Annotated in this window: 21 protein-coding genes; 10 read left to right on the forward strand and 11 right to left on the reverse strand. The window is 61.6% G+C overall.

All coding sequences use genetic code 11. From position 1 onward, the window contains the following. Positions 1-99 precede the first annotated feature (99 nt). The 4 genes from TZ53_RS05845 to TZ53_RS05860 all read right to left on the reverse strand — a co-directional run bounded on the left by TZ53_RS05845 (position 100) and on the right by TZ53_RS05860 (position 3,203). A complete protein-coding gene (locus TZ53_RS05845; protein WP_044660682.1) occupies positions 100-882 on the reverse strand; it encodes an SDR family NAD(P)-dependent oxidoreductase in 783 nt (260 codons plus the stop codon). Positions 883-898: 16 nt separating this feature from the next. Continuing rightward, the gene (locus TZ53_RS05850) at positions 899-1,753 is read right to left on the reverse strand and encodes an SDR family NAD(P)-dependent oxidoreductase (protein ID WP_052628111.1); all 855 of its coding nucleotides are present in this window, start codon (positions 1,751-1,753) and stop codon (positions 899-901) included. A gap of 8 nt (positions 1,754-1,761) precedes the next feature. Further along, positions 1,762-2,601 (reverse strand): SDR family NAD(P)-dependent oxidoreductase, encoded by an 840-nt coding sequence (locus tag TZ53_RS05855; RefSeq protein WP_172668302.1) that lies wholly within the window; start codon positions 2,599-2,601, stop codon positions 1,762-1,764. Positions 2,602-2,717: 116 nt separating this feature from the next. After that, positions 2,718-3,203, reverse strand: coding sequence for a VOC family protein (locus TZ53_RS05860; RefSeq protein ID WP_025548402.1), 486 nt, complete (start codon positions 3,201-3,203; stop codon positions 2,718-2,720). Positions 3,204-3,418: 215 nt separating this feature from the next. Here TZ53_RS05860 and TZ53_RS05865 point away from each other — a divergent pair, with 215 nt between their 5' ends. After that, entirely contained in the window at positions 3,419-4,177 is a 759-nt protein-coding gene (locus tag TZ53_RS05865; RefSeq protein ID WP_025548404.1) for a ZIP family metal transporter, read from the forward strand. Positions 4,178-4,381: 204 nt separating this feature from the next. Here the strand turns inward: TZ53_RS05865 and TZ53_RS05870 are convergent, their stop codons facing one another. Both TZ53_RS05870 and TZ53_RS05875 read right to left on the reverse strand, forming a co-directional pair. Next, positions 4,382-4,672 carry a hypothetical protein gene (locus TZ53_RS05870; RefSeq protein WP_025548405.1) on the reverse strand — a complete coding sequence of 97 codons (291 nt, stop codon included), beginning with the start codon at positions 4,670-4,672 and terminating at the stop codon, positions 4,382-4,384. Positions 4,673-4,735: 63 nt separating this feature from the next. Then, on the reverse strand, positions 4,736-5,593 hold the full coding sequence (locus tag TZ53_RS05875; protein WP_172668303.1) for a DUF1206 domain-containing protein: 858 nt from the start codon (positions 5,591-5,593) through the stop codon (positions 4,736-4,738). 176 nt (positions 5,594-5,769) lie between these two features. Here TZ53_RS05875 and TZ53_RS05880 point away from each other — a divergent pair, with 176 nt between their 5' ends. Both TZ53_RS05880 and TZ53_RS05885 read left to right on the forward strand, forming a co-directional pair. Then, the gene (locus tag TZ53_RS05880) at positions 5,770-6,093 is read left to right on the forward strand and encodes a hypothetical protein (RefSeq protein WP_044660683.1); all 324 of its coding nucleotides are present in this window, start codon (positions 5,770-5,772) and stop codon (positions 6,091-6,093) included. 401 nt (positions 6,094-6,494) lie between these two features. After that, positions 6,495-7,706, forward strand: coding sequence for an IS256 family transposase (locus tag TZ53_RS05885; protein WP_011950834.1), 1,212 nt, complete (start codon positions 6,495-6,497; stop codon positions 7,704-7,706). 136 nt (positions 7,707-7,842) lie between these two features. On the opposite strand, the gene TZ53_RS05890 is transcribed toward TZ53_RS05885, so the two are convergent. From TZ53_RS05890 to TZ53_RS05905, 4 genes are read right to left on the reverse strand one after another with little or no spacing between them, the layout of a single operon-like run. After that, a complete protein-coding gene (locus tag TZ53_RS05890) occupies positions 7,843-8,415 on the reverse strand; it encodes a lytic transglycosylase domain-containing protein (RefSeq protein WP_238320122.1) in 573 nt (190 codons plus the stop codon). Then, positions 8,412-11,342 carry a MobF family relaxase gene (gene mobF, locus TZ53_RS05895; protein WP_044660684.1) on the reverse strand — a complete coding sequence of 977 codons (2,931 nt, stop codon included), beginning with the start codon at positions 11,340-11,342 and terminating at the stop codon, positions 8,412-8,414. The genes TZ53_RS05890 and mobF overlap by 4 nt, the downstream gene beginning before the upstream one ends. Then, the gene (locus TZ53_RS05900; RefSeq protein ID WP_044660685.1) at positions 11,339-13,393 is read right to left on the reverse strand and encodes a type IV secretion system DNA-binding domain-containing protein; all 2,055 of its coding nucleotides are present in this window, start codon (positions 13,391-13,393) and stop codon (positions 11,339-11,341) included. The genes mobF and TZ53_RS05900 overlap by 4 nt, the downstream gene beginning before the upstream one ends. Next, positions 13,390-13,716 (reverse strand): toxin-antitoxin system HicB family antitoxin, encoded by a 327-nt coding sequence (locus TZ53_RS05905; RefSeq protein ID WP_044660686.1) that lies wholly within the window; start codon positions 13,714-13,716, stop codon positions 13,390-13,392. The genes TZ53_RS05900 and TZ53_RS05905 overlap by 4 nt, the downstream gene beginning before the upstream one ends. Before the next feature lie 460 nt (positions 13,717-14,176). On the opposite strand from TZ53_RS05905, the gene TZ53_RS05910 reads away from it, so the two are divergent. Then, positions 14,177-14,521, forward strand: coding sequence for a hypothetical protein (locus tag TZ53_RS05910; protein ID WP_044660687.1), 345 nt, complete (start codon positions 14,177-14,179; stop codon positions 14,519-14,521). 81 nt (positions 14,522-14,602) lie between these two features. Here the strand turns inward: TZ53_RS05910 and TZ53_RS05915 are convergent, their stop codons facing one another. Beyond that, the gene (locus TZ53_RS05915; RefSeq protein ID WP_044660688.1) at positions 14,603-15,616 is read right to left on the reverse strand and encodes a DUF2493 domain-containing protein; all 1,014 of its coding nucleotides are present in this window, start codon (positions 15,614-15,616) and stop codon (positions 14,603-14,605) included. 179 nt (positions 15,617-15,795) lie between these two features. On the opposite strand from TZ53_RS05915, the gene TZ53_RS05920 reads away from it, so the two are divergent. The 6 genes from TZ53_RS05920 (at position 15,796) to TZ53_RS05945 (ending at position 20,185) form a co-directional block, all read left to right on the forward strand. After that, a complete protein-coding gene (locus TZ53_RS05920; protein ID WP_052628117.1) occupies positions 15,796-16,290 on the forward strand; it encodes a helix-turn-helix transcriptional regulator in 495 nt (164 codons plus the stop codon). Positions 16,291-16,365: 75 nt separating this feature from the next. Further along, entirely contained in the window at positions 16,366-17,001 is a 636-nt protein-coding gene (locus TZ53_RS05925) for an acyl-homoserine-lactone synthase (RefSeq protein WP_044660689.1), read from the forward strand. Then, positions 16,998-17,873 carry a phytanoyl-CoA dioxygenase family protein gene (locus tag TZ53_RS05930; RefSeq protein WP_044660690.1) on the forward strand — a complete coding sequence of 292 codons (876 nt, stop codon included), beginning with the start codon at positions 16,998-17,000 and terminating at the stop codon, positions 17,871-17,873. The genes TZ53_RS05925 and TZ53_RS05930 overlap by 4 nt, the downstream gene beginning before the upstream one ends. Positions 17,874-17,978: 105 nt before the next feature. Further along, positions 17,979-18,254, forward strand: a complete 276-nt coding sequence (locus TZ53_RS05935) for an HU family DNA-binding protein (RefSeq protein ID WP_044660691.1) — start codon at positions 17,979-17,981, stop codon at positions 18,252-18,254. Between the two features lie 375 nt (positions 18,255-18,629). Continuing rightward, on the forward strand, positions 18,630-19,166 hold the full coding sequence (locus TZ53_RS05940; protein ID WP_084694326.1) for an RNA polymerase sigma factor: 537 nt from the start codon (positions 18,630-18,632) through the stop codon (positions 19,164-19,166). After that, entirely contained in the window at positions 19,163-20,185 is a 1,023-nt protein-coding gene (locus tag TZ53_RS05945) for a FecR family protein (protein ID WP_044660693.1), read from the forward strand. Before TZ53_RS05940 ends, TZ53_RS05945 begins: the two co-directional genes overlap by 4 nt.

The following is a 20,185-nucleotide window of genomic DNA, read 5'->3' on the forward strand; positions in this document are numbered from 1 at the left end:
ATCCCGGCCCGGAAAAGCGCAACCCCTCGTCGGGCGCCAGATGGCGGAGCTGGACGAACTTGCCCGGCTGCCTGCTTGGGATGCCGGCCCCGCCTTCGCTCACCGCTGCGCACCGGGTTCGAAGACCGCGGCGGTCAGATGCTGGCCGCCGTCCGCCAGCACGCGATGGCCCAGGATGAAGCAGGCTTCGTCCGAGACCAGGAACATCGCCGCCCCGCCCACATCCTCCACCGGGTCGGCAAGGCGCGGCATCGCCATATTGGCGATCAGCGTATCGACACTCTTGCCCTTCTTCGCGCGATAATCCGCAAAGACCGCAATGTCCGGCACCGCCGGCTGGAGGAAATTGACGAGAATGCCATCCTTCCCCCATTCGACGCCTGCCGACCGGGTAAGGCCCGTCAGCGCGAAGTCCATGGTGACGGCATCCGTCACGCCCTCATTCGCCGTCGGACCGTAGATCGAACCCAGGTTGACGATGCGCCCGCCGCCCGCCGCCTTCATGTGCGGATAGACCGCCTGCATCATGTTGAGCGCGCTCAGCAGCACGTCATTGAACGCTGCGGTGAAGTCGGGCGCCGCCTGCCTGTCCGCCAGCCGGTCCCATTTCAGCGCCGCGTGCGCGCCATTCAGCATTATGTCGATCCGGCCATGCGCCCCCACTACCGCATCGGCCAGCGCCCGTGCGGCCTCGGGGTCGGAAAGGTCGGCGCTGCGCGCCTCCGCGCCGGGAATAGGGTGGGCGGCCGCTTGTGCCGCTTCGTGATCCTTGTCGACCAGCACCACCTTTGCGCCTTCACGGGCAAAACGGAGGGCGATGCCCCGCGTCACTTCATTGGCCGCGCCGGTAACGATCGCGACCTGCCCTTCGATCAATCCCATCCTGTCCTCCCCGCGCTCAGGCCGTCAGCTCGACGGCCGCCTGGCTGTGCCCCTTGTGGATGTCGGTGCCTTCCTCATGCATCTGGAGCGGCGCGGTCGCCCATACGCCGCCGTCGACGCAGAAGACCTGCCCGGTGATGAAGCGGCCATTGTCGCTGCAAAGCCCCAGCACCGCGCCGGCAATGTCGATCTCGCAATCGCCCATGCGACGCATCGGAAATTGGCGCACGCTGGCTTCGGCCATTTCCCTGTTCTGGTCGGCCCAGCTTTTATAGGCCCAACTGTCGCCCGCCGGCGTGATGCAGTTGACAGTGATATTGTCCTTGCCGAATTCTCGTGCGGCGCTGCGCGTCAGTGCTTCATTGGCGGATTTGGTGATGTTGTAATCGCTGGCATAGGGCTGACCCCAGATGTTCCAGTGGCTGGAAAAATAGATCAGCCGCCCGCCGCCAAGCTTGCGCATGTGCGGAACCGCCGCGCGGCTGGTCCAGAGCGACTGGTAGAAGCCGGTCATCAGCGTCATGCTGTAATCGGCGTCGGGCTTGTTCTCGATCGACCGGACAGGCGCGATCCCCTGCGCATTGTTGACGACGATGTCGAGCCGCCCGAATCGTTCGGCCGCATTATTGACCAGATCCTCCATCTGTTGCCGGTTGCCGACATCGGCGGCGACGAACTGCGCCCGTTCCGCAGCGCCGGAAAGCTGCGCGATCAGCGCTTCATTCTCCCGATTATTTTCCGGGCTGCGCGAGCAATAGACCACTGCGGCGCCTTCCTTCAGGAAACGCAGCACGATGCCTTGGCCAATGCCTTTCGTGCCGCCCGTGACGACCGCCACCTTGCCGCTCAGGCGCCCATGCGTCTGCATCATTTCCCTCCTCAAGCCGTTTCGATCAGCGGCTTGCCCGCCGTCATGCGCCACATGTCCGCGACTACCGGCAGGTGGATGGTCTGTCCGCCGTCCACCGCCAGCAACTGGCCCGTGATGTAACGGGCCGCATCTGACAGCAGGAACAGCGCGGCCTGCGCAATATCGTCCGGCCGACCAAGATAAGGCAGCACATTATTGTCCAGTGTCATCTGGAAGAACCGGTCGCCCATATTGCGTGTCGTGGGCGTGTCGATGAAGCCCGGCGCTATCGTGTTGCAGCGGATTCCCCGCTTGCCATAGGCCGTGGCGATCGATTGGCTCAGACTGTGCACCGCCGCCTTCGAAGCCGCATAGGCGGGAACGGTGCCAAGCGACAATATGCCGGCGGTGGACGAAATATTGACGATCGCCCCGCCGCCGCGCTTCAACATCTGCGGGATACAATATTTGGCGGCCAGCATCGGCCCGCGCAGATTGACCTCCAGCGCGCGGTTCCAGATGGCGACGTCCATCTCATGAATCTCGCCATCGGCACCGGTCTGATCGGGCGCGTTGTACGACACGGTGTTGTCGAGCAGATCGACACCCCCAAAGCGCGCCACGGTCTCATCGACCATCATCCGGACCTGCGCTTCGTTGCGCATGTCGACCCGTAGCGCCAACGCCTGTCCGCCGGCCGCTGCAATGGCTTCCGCCGCGGAGCGTGCATTGCCCTCGTCCAGATCGGCAATCACCACCGCCGCGCCTTGCGTAGCGAGCAACTCGGCTGTCGCCTTGCCGATGCCCGATGCGCCGCCCGTCACGACAGCCACCTTGTCCGCCAATATGGGCTGCACGGCTCTCTCCACTCGATGATATTTCACCAAGTTTATTATATGGCCATGAAGATGATCAATATTACTGGTGATTCCATCACGGATATGAAGGTGAACGGAAATTCGCCAAATATATAGAACGATCGTTCTTATGAATTGCCTGTTATCGTGCGCGGAACTGCGTCGAAAAAGGCCTTGCCGGCCTCCTCCAGACGGATGAATTCCGACCATAGGCCCAGATCGCGGCGCGTATCGGCATAGCTATAGTCCAGCACCCCCGGCATGGAACCCGCCATCGGTACATCATAGCCCATGCCCCGAAGCCGGTGGAGCATCGCCTGATGATCGTCGATCAGATAACCGAAATGATGCAGCCGTATCGGTCCCGCCAAAGCGGGTACATGATCGTCATAGATTGTCCTCTGCATCGGATCGGGTTCGATGATTTCGGTCATCACCTCGTCGATCCATGCAAGCGCAATCCGCCGCGTCGGCGCCGGTCGGCCGTCGATCGCCGGCGGTTCGTTCACCATGAACTCGACCGGGCCGAATTTCGCGCGGAACGCGGCAACAGCGGCGTCCGCGTCGCGGGTGACATAGCCGAACTGGAAAAAGCCCTTGAAGAAATTCTGCACCCTGTCCTCCGCCGCTGCGCACCTTATGCCAGGATAGGTACTATTAAGAACCTATGCTGACAAGCGAGCCTGTCTCGGGCGAGTTCGGCAGCGCGACGCCCTGGTCCAAGCGGTCGTCCAGCAAGCGCGCATGGGCGACATAGGCGCGCCGCGAAATGGGGCGGCCGCAGCATCCTTTATCGCCCCTTGCCGTTTCAGAATGAGGGAGAGCATCGATGCATGGAGCCTTGGAAGCGGGATTTTGGGGCCTGGTGGGCGGATCGGCGCTGTTGATAGGCGCGTGCATCGCCTATGTGGCTGATCTTCCGCAACGGCTGATCGCCGCGATCATGGCGATTGGATCGGGCGTGCTGATTTCGGCCGTGGCCTTCGACCTGATGGACGATGCCTATGCTCGCGGCGGCTTCGATTCCACCGCCTTCGGATTTCTGGCCGGGGCGGTCGTCTACACGATTGCGAATGTGGCCGTGTCGCGGGCCGGTGCCCGGCATCGTAAACGGTCGGGTTCGAACCCGCACGAGAGCCAGGCGCCGGCTGCCGGGAATTCCGGGCTGTCGATTGCCGTCGGCGCCTTGCTGGACGGCATTCCGGAGTCCGTGGTCATAGGGGTGAGTCTGCTGCACGGCGGCGGCGTCAGCATGGTCACGGTCATCGCCGTGTTCCTTTCGAACGTTCCCGAAGGCCTTTCCAGCGCGGCGGGAATGAAGAAGGCGGGCCGGGGCCCCGCCTATATCTTCGGCGTCTGGGGAGCTATCGCTTTGGCTTCCGGTCTGGCGGCGCTGATCGGCTACATCACTCTGGCGGGCGCAGATCCGGATCTGATCGCAGCCACCACCGCCGTGGCAGCAGGAGCCATTCTGGCCATGCTGGTGGACACGATGATTCCGGAAGCGACGGAGGAAGCGCATGAATTTTCCGGCCTCATCGCCGTCGCGGGATTCCTGATTGCCTTCATATTGACGAAGCTGGAGTGAGCGTGGCCACAGATGAACGGGAAAATGCCAGCCTCGTTCATCTCCGGTTCCACATGCAGGACCGACGCCCATGCACGACACGGCGTCCAACCCTCATGTTTGCGGGTAGCCGACGACTTCGCAAGGGAAGGCAGGCCCCCTGCCATAACAAAACGCCCCGTCCCTTTCGGGACAGGGCGCCGGCGCTGAATTTACAATCGGCCTTTATTCTTCGCCATTATCCTTCACGCCCACTGTCGGCACGTCGATGGTTTCCTTCTTTGTGCCGACGACGACCGCCTTGGAATCGACGTCCACCTTGGGAAGTTCGCCGCCCTTCACACTGACCTCCGGAACATCTCCACCGGAAACATCGGCTTTCCAGAAGCCGGTTGCGAACAATATTCCGACAATCGCCAGAACGATGATCAAGGCAATCGCAACGGTCCGCCCGCCGCGATGTTTATGAACCACGACACGGTCATCCGTATAGCGATCCCTGTGAACTTCTACCATCTCCATCCTCCTCCTTAAGAGACTGGGGAAACAATCAGGCCTTAATTCTTGTTCCCTTTCCATTCATTGTCTGGCCGTCCGGGCAATTTCCCGAAGCTGCGAACCGTCGATCCTGACATGGCGATATAGCGCTTCCACAATGCTGAACAGGCCGAACAGCGCGAGCCCGCTCGCCACGATGAAGAGCAGCAGCGGCCCATGCTCCTGATCGCGGAGCTGCCTGAGGGCCGCGCCCAACCCGCCCGCCTCGTCGGGATCGGCATGCAAGGCAGCGTTGATCACGAACCACCCGATCATGGCGAAGACGATGGCGCGGGCCGCATAGCCGATCCGTCCGGCCCAGCGCACGGCTTCCGGCACCGGCACATCGGCCGCGAGTTCGTCGAAACGGCCCCGATAGGCCTTTACCGCCTGTGCGAGCGCAATGAAGAAGAATATGACCCCGCAAATGACGAGCACGGCCTGACCGCCCGGCTGATCGAGCAGCCAGGCGGACCAGCCTTGCGCCGTCCGGTCGCCGGGACTTCCTTCGGCTGCCGGCGCCTTGCGAAGCACCAGGTTGACCGCCGCCAAGGCGAGTGCCCCGTACACGATTCCACTCATGGCATAGCCTGCCCGTTCCAGCCTTCCCTTCAGGCTGCGGCTGCGATGTTCGGGGTCGAGAGCGGCTTCGATCAAGCGCCAGAGCGCATAGCCCGCGAAACCCGCCGCGCAGAGCAGGAGCAGGAACGACCCCAGGCTGCTTTGGGAAAGGGAGCCGAGAACGCCCTGATTGTCGCTTGGTTGGCCGCCGTGGCGCGCGACGTCTATGGCGAACAGTCCGATGAGAAGATACACCATCCCGCGCGCCGCGAACCCTATGCGCGCCAGTATCGTCAGACGTTCGCCATAACTCTCCGTGCCGTTCATCATCTTCACCATCGTATTGGAAGCAGGGTAACGCGGCATCGCCCGTGAAGTTGCCTCAGCCGCATTTGCCAGGCTGCACATGCGGAAGCAGGTCGGAAACCTGCGGGGCGCTCTCCATTTATCGCAAATCGATTGCCTTGCGCCCTCTCCCGCGCGAAGGAAGGCGACTGATAAAGAGGGGCGCATTCATGAAGCTTGGATCCTGTGCGTTGGCGCTTGCGATAGGTGCAGCCCTGCTGCCCGTGACGGCGCATGCGGACGACCCCAATGATCCGACGATGCGCAGCGCCGCAGCACGGGCACGCGACAGCGCGATCATCAGAAGGATGAATCAGCAGCAGCTCGCCTATGTCCGTCAGCGCGACGCCAGGATCATGCGCAACTACCGCCAGGCGCAAGGCGATCGCGACAGCTATGCCGACGCCCGCGGCGAATATGCGCAGAGAATGGCGGAATGGCGCCGGGCCGTAGCGGCCTGCAATGCCGGGCGCTGGGAATATTGCGCCGACTAACCCCACTGCCCGGTACAACGTTGAAAAATAAGCTACTTTATTGCCACCCCTGTCGCAGTTTCCAACAAAATTCCAACAGTTGCGGCAAGCGACACTCTGGAACGCCATGGAACGAATGTCAAACGGGCGTGGATGGGGCAATCCACGTCCGATCTGAAAGCAACGCGCATCGCCCTTTATAGGGAGGCTCCAATCTGCCGCGAGGAAGCCACGGGAGGCTGTTATCTACGCGAAGAGTACAGTTAGCGTCCGCGCTCGTGGTGTAATTTCTGGTGTAGATTGAGATGATCGCATGGGGTGGGGCATGCCCCACCCCATGCGATTTCGATCTCGGTGGCCACCGGGCTCATCGGTAAGGTGGAGTTACCACACTTCACACGCCCACCGAGGAGTTGATCCCGATGACCGACGACAGACTACCGCTTGCCGAGCTGATGGCGAAGACTGGAGATGGAGATTTCCTGCGCACGATCGCCGAGAGCGTATTACAGATCATCATGGAGGCCGACGTCGATGGCCTGGTCGGCGCTAGCCGACACGAGCGCTCCGGCGACCGGACGACCTGGCGGAACGGCTACCGCGACCGCAGCCTCGATACCCGGCTCGGCACGCTCAACCTGAGGATTCCCAAGCTACGGACCGGCGCCTACTTCCCTGGCTTCCTGGAACCCAGGAAGACCGTCGAGAAGGCGCTGGTCGCGGTGATCCAGGAGGCGTGGATCGCCGGCGTCAGCACCCGGCGTGTCGACGAGCTGGTGCAGGCCATGGGCATGACCGGCATCTCCAAATCCTCGGTGTCCAAGCTGTGCAAGGATATCGACGAACGTGTCCATGCCTTCCTTAAGCGGCCGCTCACCGGCGACTGGCCCTACCTCTGGCTCGATGCTACCTACCTCAAGGTGCGCGAGGGCGGGCGGATCGTCAGTGTCGCCGCGATAATAGCCGTTGCCGTCAACACCGAGGGCAAGCGCGAAATCGTTGGCCTTCACATTGGACCCTCCGAAGCCGAGCCATTCTGGTCGAGCTTCCTCAAGGACCTCGCACGCCGCGGACTGACCGGCGTGAAGCTGGTCATCTCCGATGCCCACGAGGGCCTCAAGGCAGCGATCACTCGCGTGCTCAGCGCCACCTGGCAGCGGTGCCGCGTCCACTTCATGCGCAATGCCCTGGCCTACGTGCCCAAGGGCCAGAACACCGTCGTCGCCGCTGCCATCCGCCAGGTCTTCCTCCAGCCCGACCATGCCGCCGCGACACAGGTCTGGCGCCAGGTCGCCGACCAGTTGCGTACCCGCTGGCCAAAGCTCGGCGCCTGCATGGACGATGCCGAGCACGACGTGCTGGCCTACATGACCTTCCCCGAGCAGCACCGCGTCAAATTACATTCCACCAATCCACTGGAACGCCTGAACAAGGAAGTGAAGCGCCGCGCCGATGTCGTCGGCATCTTCCCGAACGAGGATAGCATCATCCGCCTCGTCGGCGCCGTCCTGCTGGAGCAGAATGACGAATACCAGCTCCAGCACCGCTACATGCAGATCGAGGGCATGGCCGCCCTTGCTACACCAATGATCGAGGAGGCACAGCCGCTACAGATTACACCCAAGGCCGCCTGAAAATGCAGCCCGCTGGCCACACCCAATTCTACACCACATTGACGGACGCGACCAGAGTACACAAGCCAAAGTCACCTAAAAGCCTGTAAATTTCACTCTCGCTATCGGCCGTGCCGAACCGTTCGAAGTGCGAACGCTAGCGAGGTCCGAAAATAACCAAATGTGACTTCCTGAATTTTCGTTCCCGCAATGGCGAGGCGACGAATGCCTGTCGCTGGATCAACATGATCGAGGCGATGCTTCGCGAATATCGCATTTGTCGCCAGCGGGTAGGGCTGTGATAAATGCCCACTGCCCGCCAGAAATCCTTTACGTCGTGGAGCGCTGAGAGAAATATCCAGCGGGCCGCATCGACATTGAAGCACGGATCATCCCGCAGCCACGACTTGATCTGCGATTCGCTCCGCCCGATCATTCGGGCGATTCGAGGAACCCACCAACTGTTGACCTGCATCGGCCCCAGGTCGACGGAACCATCCCTATTCCTGACTTCTGCACCAATCCATCCCCCCTCCCGCTTCCTCAAGGCCCGCAGGGTTTGGGCAAGCCATGGCCGGCCGGAAGCTGCCCGATGGATGCATTGATTGATCGCCTTCTCCGCCGCCAGCATGTCCAGGTCCCTCGCCTCACCATAAGCTGGCGCTGCCTGAACGATCAGCGTGGAAGCGAAGCCGCCGGCCAGAAGCGTTGCACAACACCGCCCGATCATCGGTCGCGCCCTCGGTCCCTGCGCACCTCGGTCGTCCGATCCGGCTGTTTGGGCTGGGAGATTTCCGGCTGCGGCTGGTTCCGAAGCATGCGCTCGATGAGCGCCGTGAGGGTTTCCGTTGCGCGAAGCCCTGCGCCGGCCAGACCCTTGGGCTCGCTCCCTCGATTACGGTTTCTGCGTTCGGTGCGCAGAAGGGCCAGTTCACGCCGCTGCACGTCATAGAGGTCGTGTTCTTTCTGGATGCGGGCGGCTTCCCTTTCGAGCCGTGCTTCCGTTCCGCTTCGCTTGATCAGGTCCAGCCCTTCCAGGGACGAGGTCTTCTGGCCGGAATTGCGCTTCAATTTCTCCGCGAGGTCCGCCCGGTTCTCGGTCCAGAGCGTCACGCTAAATTCGGCACGAGTGATCGCGGTGTAGAAATTTTGCCCCGTCACCAGCGGGGAGTCGACGGGAGCGAGAACAAAGACCCGCGGGTAGGTTTTCGACTGCGAGGAGTAGACCGTCTCCGCATAGCCGTGATCCCAGGTCTTGTATTTCGAGAAGTCGATCTCCTGTCGTTCGCCCGTTCGATCCCATCGGATCGTGGCCCGCTCGTTCTCTATGCGCTCGACCGTGCCCCGCTCGGCATTTTTTAGTCCCAGCTCCTTCGTCGCCAGGCGCCATTGGATTCGATCACCCTTTGCGAGGCCCCGGTCCTGTACGTTGAAGACGCTGACCATGGAAGCGCGCGTTCGGCGGGGGTCCCAAAGGATGATTCGGCCCTGCTGATCTTCCAGCCTGACGACCTCGCGTCCACTCTCCTCTCGCCCGAAACCGACGACCGCATATTCCGCCTGCCGGGCGATCCCCAACTGATCAACATCACGGTTGAACATGACGACCTGGCCCTTGGAATAGAGGCGTGCCATTCGACGCTCCTCACTCGTCAGACCCGCTGGCGCGAGGATTTTCAACGGCACTTCCTGGATGGCGATGACACCTTCCTTCTGGAGCCCGCGCCGGACATTTGCGTTGACCGTGATCCGGGTCGCATTGTCGAGAACAAGGATGTTCGTCGCGGCGCGCGTTTCGGGGGCCAGTTGCATCCATTGATCGACGAGATTTTTCGCAAGCTTGCTCGCTTTGTCCCCGCTCACGACGCCGTCCAGAAAGCCGATCGCCCGCGCATATTCTCCAAGGCGCGCCTTCATGACCGCCTTCATCATCTTCTGATTGTTTTGCTGCCGCAGCGATTCGGAGAGCTCCGCCTTTGGCAATCCAAGCTGCTGAAGAAGCCAGAATGCCTTCCCTTGTTCGATCGCGCCTGTCTGCTTGTTGTCGCCGAGGAAGAGAATCCGAGCGCCGGTATCCCGACTGACTTCCAGGAGCCGCAGGGCCTGCCGGTTACTGAGCTGCCCGGCTTCATCGACCACCAGAAGATCGCGAGCGTCCAGTTTCCGTCCGCCCGACACGATCAAGTTCATGACCGTCTGGGAGGGAATTTTCGCTTTCTTCCCGAGTTCTGCTGCGGCCGATGAGGTCGGCGCGAGGGCTTGCACCCGGACATCCGCATCCACCGTTGCGACCAACGCCCGGACCAGGGTCGACTTACCGGAGCCCGCCACCCCATGGATTCCGACCAGGCGGTCGCGGGACGTGGCGAGCGTGGCGAGCGCCCGCTCTTGTTGCGAGGAAAGCCCCTCCCCCTCCAGGACCAACAGTAGGCGGTCGGTCGATGCCAAAGGCCTAGTATCGTCCAATGCCATTGCCAGGTGTTTCGACAGAGCAATCTCAAGCCGGGCGGTTGCGCGGCTCGTGCGCCCGCGCGTCAGGAGAGCATCGCCGGTCTGGGTTCGCGTAGTCAGGAGCTTTTCCCGCTGTTCGTGATCCCTCACAAAGGGAAGGACATCACGGAGGCTCACTTCTCCCACATGGACCGCGAGCCCCGTTCGGATCAGCTGACCCTGGCTATTCACCGCTTCGCGCGTTTCCATGTTGCGGATGCCGAACAGCGCGGCGCGCCCGGCAATGGCACGACTGCCCTCATGGTCGATCACCCCATCCCGGTCGGCGGCGCCCTTCACCTTATGGAGCATTTCGAGGAGGGGCCCCGCCTCCTTGTCCCAGCGCTCGCGAAGGCCTTCTGTCGTCGTTTTCTGCTTGGCCTTGCGGGTCTGATAGAAGGAGGCGACGCGAGCGGCTTGCCCCTTGCGACCATGTTCCTCCGCGTGTGCATCGATCTGTTCGGCGCGCTTGGACCAATCTGCGATCAGGCTCTTGGGCACGCCCCTAATTTCGAACAGTCCCCGGTGGGGATCAGTTTCGAGTTCAAAGCCGTGGGCATGCAGTTTCTGGGCGAGCCCATTCCGATAGATTTGGCCAGCGACCATCTGCTCGGCGAACATCGCCCGGGTTTCCATGCTGGTCATGGGCGCGCCGTCCTCGCGATCGGTGATGTTCATCACCACGATATGGGTATGGAGGTGAGGATCGAGTTCCCGGCTGGCATGTTCGGTGAAGCGGGCTGCGACTATCCGTCCGGTCGTCTCATGGACGATCTCCCCCTGCCACCGGAAACGATAGGCGGCATGTTCCTCCAGCCAGGAGATCGCCTCCCCGACGGCCTGCTCGTGCGCTTCGAGCACGCGTTGATCCTGCGCCACCAGGGCCATGATCGAGACGGACTTGGGGGCGTTGACCGCAAAGTCCCATCCCGGATGATGCCGGATCGTACCATCGGCGCGCCGCCGGCCAAGTTGCCGTCCCTCTACCCTGCCCGCCAGCAACTCCTTGAATGTCGTCGGGTCGACCGCCCCCTCAAGGCCCAGTTCGACGGCGACCTTCCCGGCCCATTCACTGTGCTCGTCGGAGCCCTTCGTATAATAGTCGCCCACCGTATAATAGCGGGCGATGTTGCCGGCCGAGCCTGACAGGCGGCGGGGATGGATCATGCCGGATCAGCCTCTCCCGGGATCTCGTTGACCCGGCCGTGCCGCAACAGCGGAACCGTGCGCGCGCCAGCCCGAGCGCCGAGCATGGATGGGCTGGGTGGTGTTGTTTTCTCCTGCTTGCGGTCTGGGGGTGAAACCTCTGGCGTTTGTCCGAGGGGCAGCTCGGGCGCAGACTTTTCGGACCGAGGAGCGTTCTGCGGCGGCGGCACCCATCCGCTCTTGCGAGCGGCTTTCTTGCGAATGCGGCCCGCTGCCTGACCGCTTTGCGCTGCCCGTTCTTCCGCTGCGGCGCGGGCGGCCTGGATAATCTCATCGGCCAGCGGGAGCCGAATGGGCGGTTTGGTGCGTTCGACGAATGCGGGTGCGATGTTCGAGATTGGGTTGAACCGATCTGCGAAACGGATGACGGGAAGGTCGCGACCAAAACGTAGAAAGCCGGACAGGTTGGGGAGGTTCGTGACCTCCGTATGCATGACCAGCGGCCGGGTCACCTGCATCCGCGAAAGGTTGACCCCATCTCGCATGTCGTTGACCCCGTAGGACATGCCCTCATTCGCTTCGATCTGCTCCACCTGCCCCAGATTTTCCGAGACATGCTTCGCCGTTGGCGTGTCGTTGGCGCGCAGGGCTATCCAGGTTGAACAGTAGCCGGTGATCGCCGCGGCATCCTGAATGCCATAGGTGGCCTCAAGCTGAGGATAGGATTGGAACCCTAGTATCCCGCAGCCGCCATATTTGCGCGCGCGGGCGAGGAAGTCGCTGAGCGACGGCAACCGTTGAAGCGTCGGTAGCTCATCGATGATGCAATAGAGCCGCCGCTCAGGGTCGGGCTTCATGCTCATGATCGCCCCGATGGCAATATCGATCCAGACGGTGATGAGCGGCCGCAAGGAGGGAAGTTGATCCGCCTTCACCGTGATGAAGAGCCAACTGTCATCCGTCTCATTCTCCACCCAACTGCGAATGGAAAAGCCGTTGGCGGTGTCGTCGAGATAGGCAAAGCTACGCATGACCGACGCAAGCTCCGCCTGGATACCGGCGGAGGTCCGGTCTCCTTCCGTGCTGATGAAGGCTGCGGCCTCGGTCCCCTCGGCGAAAGCGACGAGGTCCTTCAGCCCCGACCGAAGAAGGCGATCGAGAAGAATGGAGACCAGCGTGTGTTTCTGCCTAGCGAGCTTGCGCAGGACGCCGACCAGCGTCCCCCGCGCTGCCTTCGCCCAGAAAGGATCGCCCGCCTTGTCGGGGATCGTGGACTGGGCGATCTGGTCATAATGATATTCCCGAGGGACATCGACCCAGGGCGACCAATGGTCGGTTCGCTGGTCGAGAGGATTGAGGAGAATGTCCTTCCCCGGCCGGTAGAATTTTTCAACGAAGGAGCCAGCGGTATCATAGACGATCGCGCGCTTTCCGTTTTTCCTGATACCCTCCAGCATCGTCGTGATGATGTTGGTCTTGCCCGTGCCGGGCGCGCCGCACAGGACAATATGCTCCGGCTCGAAGGCGTGCGGCATCGCCACGCCGCCGATGGTGAAACTGCCCTTGCGGTATCGGCGCAGGAGCCGCCGGATCGATCTGAGGGTCCCGAATCGGGCGCCCCGGAGGAACTGGTTCGACCCCAACCCCCGTCCGGTCCGCGTGAAATAATACCAGGCCCAACCGAGAGCGAGCGCGGCCCCGATGCCTCCGATGAGGGCGCCGGTGATGAGCGCTGCTTCGCCCGCCTCCAGCGTTTTTCTCGCAACCCCGGAGTTCAGTAAGGCATCCGCCGTCGTCCAATATTTGTGACCGCCGGGCGTCTGAAACTGGACCGGATCGGCGGCGCCCCGTGTCGCATCCTTCCGGAATTCCGCAAGGGCCAGCTGGACCAGCACATAGCGCTGATAGGCGGTCAGGGTCTCGAAGCAGTACCAGAGGATGCCCATGACCCAGAGCACCAGACAGGCCGACATGGTCTGGAAAAAGACCTGGGTCGTCATTCGGACGTTGTGGACGATAGCCTGGCCGCCACGGGTCCAGGAGCCGAGCGTATCGTTGCGGAAGATACTCATCGTCCCGCCTCCCGGGCACCCGGATTTGGTTCCAGTTCCGGATCGAGCAGCCCCCTCTCAGCGAGCAGGGCGCGGGCTTCGGCCATCCCCTGTTCGACCGCTTCCGGCGATCGCCGCCCTACCGCGACGACGAGGATGGAAAGAATCTGAATACTGGTGGCAAGGATCTCATCCTTGGACGAGAAGATATAGCCGCGATTGGGTTCGGCGGCCTGCGCTAGAACCAGCCTGATAAACTCCGACAGGCTGAGGTCGGCGGCCGTGGCGCGCCGAACGAGGCGCTCATGGAGCTCCTCTTCGATCCTAAAATTAACTTTGACCACAGGGATGCTCCAATAGCTGGAGCCCTGCGGATGTCGTGAAGCGCCGCCCTTATACCCTTGATTGCGCTCGGGTTCAAATCGATCGCGTGTAATACATGTATTCCGCCCAAAAAGGCCGGATTACGGCGGGTTTCGAGGCCTGCCATTCCCGCTTGTGGTACATGGACCACAAAATGTGGTTTCGGGCGATTATCCGTATTCGACCATATATCATTGATTTTATGATATATTCCCGCGCAGCACCCGTGCGTAGGGTGCATTACATCGGCCTTGGGGCCGTGCGTCCGCCCTTCGCAGCGCCTGGCCGCTGCGTCCGTTATCAGACGGCGCGGGCGGGCCTCCTCGAACGGAGTTTCCTGCGGTCGTCAAAGCGGGCGATCTGGGATGAGCGTTGCAAGCGTCTGCTCCTTGGGGAATAGTCGGGGACGGCGGGCAGACCCTTGCAATGAGGAGTCGATACATGCCCAAGATGACGGATCGCGAGCGGCTCGCGAAGATAGAGGCCGATCAACATAGCCTTGCCCAAGAGGCGGAATCGGCGCGGCGCGTCTTACGTGCGCACTATGGAAAAATCGCTGCGGAGCTTGCCGTCGAAAGGCTGAGCGAGCGCGAATTTCGGGAGGTGCTTAGCCACGCCATCCGGGCCGGTGGCGGTGCTGCAATCGCCGCGCTCAAGGCTCTGCCCGGTGCCAGCGCGACACCTGAACCGCCGCCACTCAAGAAGCCTGCGAAGGCGCGAAGCAAGCCGCCGGAAGGCGGCGGAGCGAATGACGACGGCAAGGCGCTTTCGGTGGTCCAGCACTAGCGATATAGGATCGTGCCGCAGGCACGAAAAAAGGACCGGGGCGCATTTGCGGGCCGGTCCCTTCCTTTTCTGCCTTGGTGTCTAGGCGGGTATCACGCGCCGCCTGCGCTTGATGGGAATGTCGGGTGCCTGCTCACTCGCCAAAAAGACATGCGTCGGCACGCGATGCCCGTTCTGCGGGTTGAACAATTCATAGAGGGCCTGCTGAATCCCCGATCCCTCGCACAAGATTGCCTCAACCGGCATCAGCGCTGCGATCTCGCGGTTGCGCTTGAATCCTGCGCTCGCTCCGCGTCCATAGATTCCGTAGGTCACAAGATGCACGCCCCTTTGCGCGGCCCATGCGGCGGCGATGACGTCCACGCCTAGCCGCTGCCCTGTCGTCACCAACATCATGCGCGGAATGCGCGCCCTGATCTGGTCCAGCCTGTTCCAGATAATGCGGACGTCGTGCCACTTCTGCGGGCCGGAAACGACGACGATGGGGCCTTGCGGGTCATAGCGGTCCCGCCTCTTCTCTGCCCGGACGCGCAGGAAGTCGAGCGCAGAAATCTGGCTTGCGGTGGTCACTTGGGAGGCCCGCGATCCCCGCGCCGGGGACCATGGGCGACCTGAGCAGGTGCGATACATGGCGGCGGCATAATCCCTCATCGCCTCAATGGCTTCGCGTTGTTCGGCCACTGACTGGCATTCAAGCTGGTTGTCCTCCAGTTCCTTCATGAAGACTTCGCCCGGCTCCAGCCGCCGCGCCATATCGCGGATATTGTCGGCAAGCTGATCCTCCCGCCGCTCCAGCTTCCCCGCAACAAAGTGCAGCGAATTGACCATGCCCCATGCGACTTCGGGCGCCAGCGCTTCAAGGCGGGTGTCAGTGAAGAGGTCGAAAATGGACGCGATGATGCCGCCGCATTCCGCCTGCGCGGCGATGGGTTCGGGCATGTCATATTCGGCGGGTTCCTCGCCGCGTTCCATGATCGTAAGCGGGAGAGGATCGCCGAACGATGCCTCAAAATCGGGCGTGGCGATGAGTTCGGCATAGAGTTCCGGCAGGTCGGCAAAGCTGCTCACGCTCCGGGAGGCGGTTGGTTTGCTCATGGGGTTGCTCCTTCCTGAGAGGATGACCATTCCGGGCCGGGAGAGCGTGACGGCGCTTCCCGGCCCGTCTTGTCTGCCGTTAGAAAGGCACCTCATCGTCAAGGTCGTTCCGCCCGCCGCCGGTAATCGCGAACCGTTATTTTCAGGACGATCCCATCCTGGCTGCCAGCAATCGCCGATTGACAGGTTTTGGCTGGGGCGAGGTACCCCAGATCATTCGCCTGAGCCGTCGCCAGCGGCGGATCTTGCACGAGGCGCGCGCCCATGGATTGCGTGATGGATTTACTGTCCCGGTTCAGGTGGCGGGCGAGTATCGGGGTACATGCTCCTTTGCAAGTGATCGGCCGGTTGAGCTGACGCCCCACATTATCGGGTGCGCCCAGCTGGTGGGAATGTTCTGCTTCGAGGTGGCGCGCAGGATTACAAATAAGGATCCTGCCCCGACTTCGAAAATTCCTGAACTCACCCAGCGGCAACTGGATTGCCTGGTGCATGTCGGCTCAGGCAAGACCAATTGGGAAACGAGCGTGATACTGGGCGTGTCAGAAGACACCGTAGACAAGCATGTCCTGAGCGCCATGCGGCGCTACGGCGTATGCAAGAGGACTTTGTTGATCGTCCGCGCGTTATTCGACGGACAACTCTGCTACCGAGACATGTTGCGATTGCACTAAATCACCCCCTTTCGGGGAATAGCGCGGAATCGCCATCCTTCGCATCCTGCCTGTCTCACACACAGGAGGAACGTGATGCTGTCATTTCAACAGGGTGTATCTGCGCGCGTGCCCGACGCGCTCATGGCGGACATGTATCGCGACCGAAAGCGGGTCTTTATCGACTTGCTGGGGTGGGATTTACCAGCCCTGGACGGCAGGTATGAGATCGACCAGTTTGACGGTCCCGATACAATCTACCTCATCGTCGGGCTCCCGGATGGCACCCATCTGGGATCGATGCGCCTGTTGCCCACCCATCGGCCCACGATCATCGGCGATTTCTTCGACCATCTCTGCGATGCCGGAGCACCCAGATCGCGAGCGGTCTGGGAACTTTCCCGATTGTGTCTCAGTCCGCGCATCCGCGCGGCGGAACGTCGCGGCATCCGCAATCGCCTGCTGACATCGGCTGTCCAGTTCGCGCTGCATAACGGGATCAGTGCCTTCTGCTGCGTGACCCATGCCTGGTATATGCCTGAGGTCATGGCCTATGGCTGGCAATGCAAGGTGCTGGGTCTTCCGCAGATGGACCCGGGCGGCATGGTCGGCGCGCTGGAGATCGCGATCGATGAAGACACGCCGGGCCTCATGATGCAGGCGGGGACCTGGGACGAAACACCCGTTCAGACCTCGTTCGACCCCTCGCTTGATCGGGGAGAGGTCCAGTGAAGCACCAACGCATTGGCCATGCGGCCGACCCTCACCTCAATGCTCTGAGGAGCCACGGGTTCTGCCTCGTCGAGAACATAATTCCGCCGGCGATGGTGGAAGGCCTCGCTTGCGACCTTGGCGACAGCTTTGAAGCGACCCCGGTGTCCCAAGGCCCCTTCTATGGGGCCGACACCGTGCGGTTTGGCGGTCTGCTGAACCGATCGCCCTTTGCCGCCCTTTTCGTCCAGCATCCGCTCATTCTCGACATCGTCGAAAACATCCTGGGCCCATGGTGCGACAATATCCAGCTCAACCTTACACAGGCGATCGAAATCCAACCGGGCGCCGAGCAGCAAGTGCCCCACCGCGATCAGGATATGTGGCCGGTCAGCCGCATGCTCCCCAGCGACCATGAGGCGGAGTATCTGGTGAATGTGATGTGGCCATTCACGCCCTATCGACCAGAGAACGGTTCGACCATCCTATGGCCCGGCAGCCATCGTCGGCGCGACGAAGACCTGATCGATCCAGACGAGGGCGTGTCGCTGGAGATCGCTCCAGGGTCCGCGCTTCTGTTTCTGGGATCGACCCTGCATTGTGGCGGCGCGAACCGGAGCATGGCTGCGCGCCGAGGTATGATCGTCAGCTATTCGCTTGGCTGGCTCAAACCCTATGAAATCCAGACGCTCGTTTACCCGCCCGAAATGGCAAAGCGATTTTCACCGGATCTGGCGCGCCTGATCGGCTATCAGGTTCATCGGCCCAATCTCGGCAATGTGGAAGGACGGTGCCCGTCGGAGCTGCTTGGCGAGCGCCAATATAGTGGCGCTGTGGACGCCCTGGGAGACGAACAGATTGCCTTGATCGAGGCATTCCGAAGCCAGATTTGATGGTGAAACAGGGATACGCCCGCCAGTACGGCACGCACTTTCCCATCGACCGGCTGGCGGCTTCTCGGCATGAGCGACGCTTCCTACAAGAGGGAAACTTAGCTGATGAATACCACTGAGCTGGTCGAGGCGGTCGCCGCCGCCCAGGGCGTCACCAAGACCGACGCGAAGAAAATCCTGGACGGCTTTGTTGAAGCGATCGCCAATGCCGCCGCCAAGGGCGAAGAAATCTCGATCAACGGCTTTGGCAAGTTCAAGGTCAAGGCGAGCCCGGCACGCGACGGCCGCAATCCGCGGACTGGCGAACCGATGAGCATTGCTGCATCGCGTAAGCTCGGTTTCACGCCTGCCAAGGCGATCAAGGACAAGCTCAACGGCTGATCCAAAAAGCTCCCCGGGCCGATTTATTCGGCCTGGGGAGCGAAAATGCATCGTCATGGCCAACGACAGGAGACCCTGCCCTTCCCCTTGACAGGGCGGTGCCGCTATGCAGACTTGAAGGAAGCGAGACAGGACTGCCGGCGACCTCTCGCAGATTTTCTCGTCAGGCATCAATCACGCTCGTCCATGACGGCCGAGCGGCCGTACCGGATCAAAGCCCGGCGCTGATGGCGCAGAGCGAACGGCGGCGACAGCGTGAGCGGATTGGTCCGGTTTTCCGGATGGTTCGTGTCGGCATGTAGCGTTATCCCATGTTCATCTCTTGCCTTTGCTCATCCTTGGGCAGCGACGCAGTGCCTGGAAGGTATCCAGGCAATGAATGACATTGTTCCAGACGGTCGTGGAGGCCGTGCGCCCGTGCCAGCGGCCTCGATCGAGGCGCTCTATCGACATGAATCCAGCCGCCTCCTCCGCTTTTTCTCACGTCGAACGCGGCACGAAGCCGAGGCACAGGATCTCATGCATGACGCATTTCTCCGTTTGTCCCGCGCCAGTATCGAGGGAGATCCCCTGCCCTATTTGCTCAGAATAGCCAGCAATTTGCTCGTCAGCAGCGTTCGGCGCGATGCCAGATGGAGGCGCCTTGTCATCGACGTGCCGATCGATGAAGGCAGGCTGCTTGCGTCGCCACCAGAGCAGTCATTGAACCTTGAGGCCGAAGACGTGAAGCAACAATATCAAAGGGTTATTGACCAACTACCCGAGAAAACCAGACGCATTTATCTGATGCATCGCTTGGGCGGGCGAACCTATATCGAGATAGCGCAGGAGATGAATCTGAGCGTCAAGGCGATCGAGTATCACATATCAGCGGCGTTGAAGGCGCTTGTGAGAGGAGTGGATCAGGCATGACTGACGAGAGACCGGATCCCATCGCACGCTTGGGCAATCAGCTCTACGACGACGCGGCAGATTGGTTCGCCAAAATGCGCGGTCCCGACGCCAAATCGCATGAGCCGGATTTCAAAGCCTGGCTTGCCCGCGGTGCACTGCACCGGGCGGCCTATAACAAAGTGGCAGAGATATTCACCGACAGTGGACGAGTGGATGATCCTGATAAAAGCCGTGGCAACGAAAAGCCGCGATCCGGGCCAGGCAAGCGCGGCCTGGCAATGATCGCCCTTCTTATTGGCATGGGTGCAATCTCGGCGAAGGTGATGTTTCATGTCGGCCTTGGTCGCCAGGAGGCAGGGCGGCTGCAGGACGCGTCACCAGATCAATTCACCATTGCGAGCGCCGTCGGCCAGATACGGCGCGTCGCGCTACCGGATGGATCGTCCATCCTTCTCGATACGAACAGCGAGGTGCAGGTCGCGTTTACGTCAAAAGACCGACGCCTCAGACTTGTCCGAGGGCGTGCCCGGTTCGAGGTCGCTCATGAGCAGCGTCCATTCAATGTAGCCGCCGGCGCGGGGACGGTAACCGCGCGCGGTACGATATTTGACGTGCGTCTCGCCGAAAGCGGGAAAGTGTCGGTCGCTCTGCTCCGGGGCGCGGTCGATGTCACTGTGGCCGACTCTGGAACCACCACTCGCCAACGGTTGCGCCCAGGGGAAAAGACGATCTTCGCTCCTCGCCTGGAAACCCCTCTGCCCATTGCCGCCCAAGAACTAAATTTATGGACGCAGGCAAAAGGCGAATTTCATGACGAGCCGCTGATCGATATCGTGGCCGAGGCCAATCGCTACGCCCGTCGGCCCATCCAGATCGGCGACGTCGAGACAGGGCGGCTGCGGGTGTCTGGCATATTCTCGCTGAAGGACACGGCGGCGTTGAGCATCAAGCTTGCCGCTCTTTTTGACCTAGAGCGAGAGGTAAGCAGGGAACGGATCATCTTGCGGCGGCGGCAGCAGAAAAAAATTCACCTATGA

The sequence above is a fragment of the Sphingobium sp. YBL2 genome, from assembly GCF_000943805.1.
Classification (GTDB): Bacteria; Pseudomonadota; Alphaproteobacteria; order Sphingomonadales; family Sphingomonadaceae; genus Sphingobium; species Sphingobium fuliginis.

Bases quoted from the DNA above. Each gene is read 5' to 3' on its own strand.
- TZ53_RS05845 (WP_044660682.1), bottom strand. From the start codon at position 882: ATGGGATTGATCGAAGGGCAGGTCGCGATCGTTACCGGCGCGGCCAAT.
- TZ53_RS05850 (WP_052628111.1), bottom strand. From the start codon at position 1,753: ATGATGCAGACGCATGGGCGCCTGAGCGGCAAGGTGGCGGTCGTCACG.
- TZ53_RS05865 (WP_025548404.1), top strand. From the start codon at position 3,419: ATGCATGGAGCCTTGGAAGCGGGATTTTGGGGCCTGGTGGGCGGATCG.
- TZ53_RS05870 (WP_025548405.1), bottom strand. From the start codon at position 4,672: ATGGTAGAAGTTCACAGGGATCGCTATACGGATGACCGTGTCGTGGTT.
- TZ53_RS05875 (WP_172668303.1), bottom strand. From the start codon at position 5,593: ATGGTGAAGATGATGAACGGCACGGAGAGTTATGGCGAACGTCTGACG.
- TZ53_RS05880 (WP_044660683.1), top strand. From the start codon at position 5,770: ATGAAGCTTGGATCCTGTGCGTTGGCGCTTGCGATAGGTGCAGCCCTG.
- TZ53_RS05885 (WP_011950834.1), top strand. From the start codon at position 6,495: ATGACCGACGACAGACTACCGCTTGCCGAGCTGATGGCGAAGACTGGA.
- TZ53_RS05890 (WP_238320122.1), bottom strand. From the start codon at position 8,415: ATGATCGGGCGGTGTTGTGCAACGCTTCTGGCCGGCGGCTTCGCTTCC.
- mobF (WP_044660684.1), bottom strand. From the start codon at position 11,342: ATGATCCATCCCCGCCGCCTGTCAGGCTCGGCCGGCAACATCGCCCGC.
- TZ53_RS05900 (WP_044660685.1), bottom strand. From the start codon at position 13,393: ATGAGTATCTTCCGCAACGATACGCTCGGCTCCTGGACCCGTGGCGGC.
- TZ53_RS05910 (WP_044660687.1), top strand. From the start codon at position 14,177: ATGCCCAAGATGACGGATCGCGAGCGGCTCGCGAAGATAGAGGCCGAT.
- TZ53_RS05915 (WP_044660688.1), bottom strand. From the start codon at position 15,616: ATGAGCAAACCAACCGCCTCCCGGAGCGTGAGCAGCTTTGCCGACCTG.
- TZ53_RS05925 (WP_044660689.1), top strand. From the start codon at position 16,366: ATGCTGTCATTTCAACAGGGTGTATCTGCGCGCGTGCCCGACGCGCTC.
- TZ53_RS05935 (WP_044660691.1), top strand. From the start codon at position 17,979: ATGAATACCACTGAGCTGGTCGAGGCGGTCGCCGCCGCCCAGGGCGTC.
- TZ53_RS05940 (WP_084694326.1), top strand. From the start codon at position 18,630: ATGAATGACATTGTTCCAGACGGTCGTGGAGGCCGTGCGCCCGTGCCA.
- TZ53_RS05945 (WP_044660693.1), top strand. From the start codon at position 19,163: ATGACTGACGAGAGACCGGATCCCATCGCACGCTTGGGCAATCAGCTC.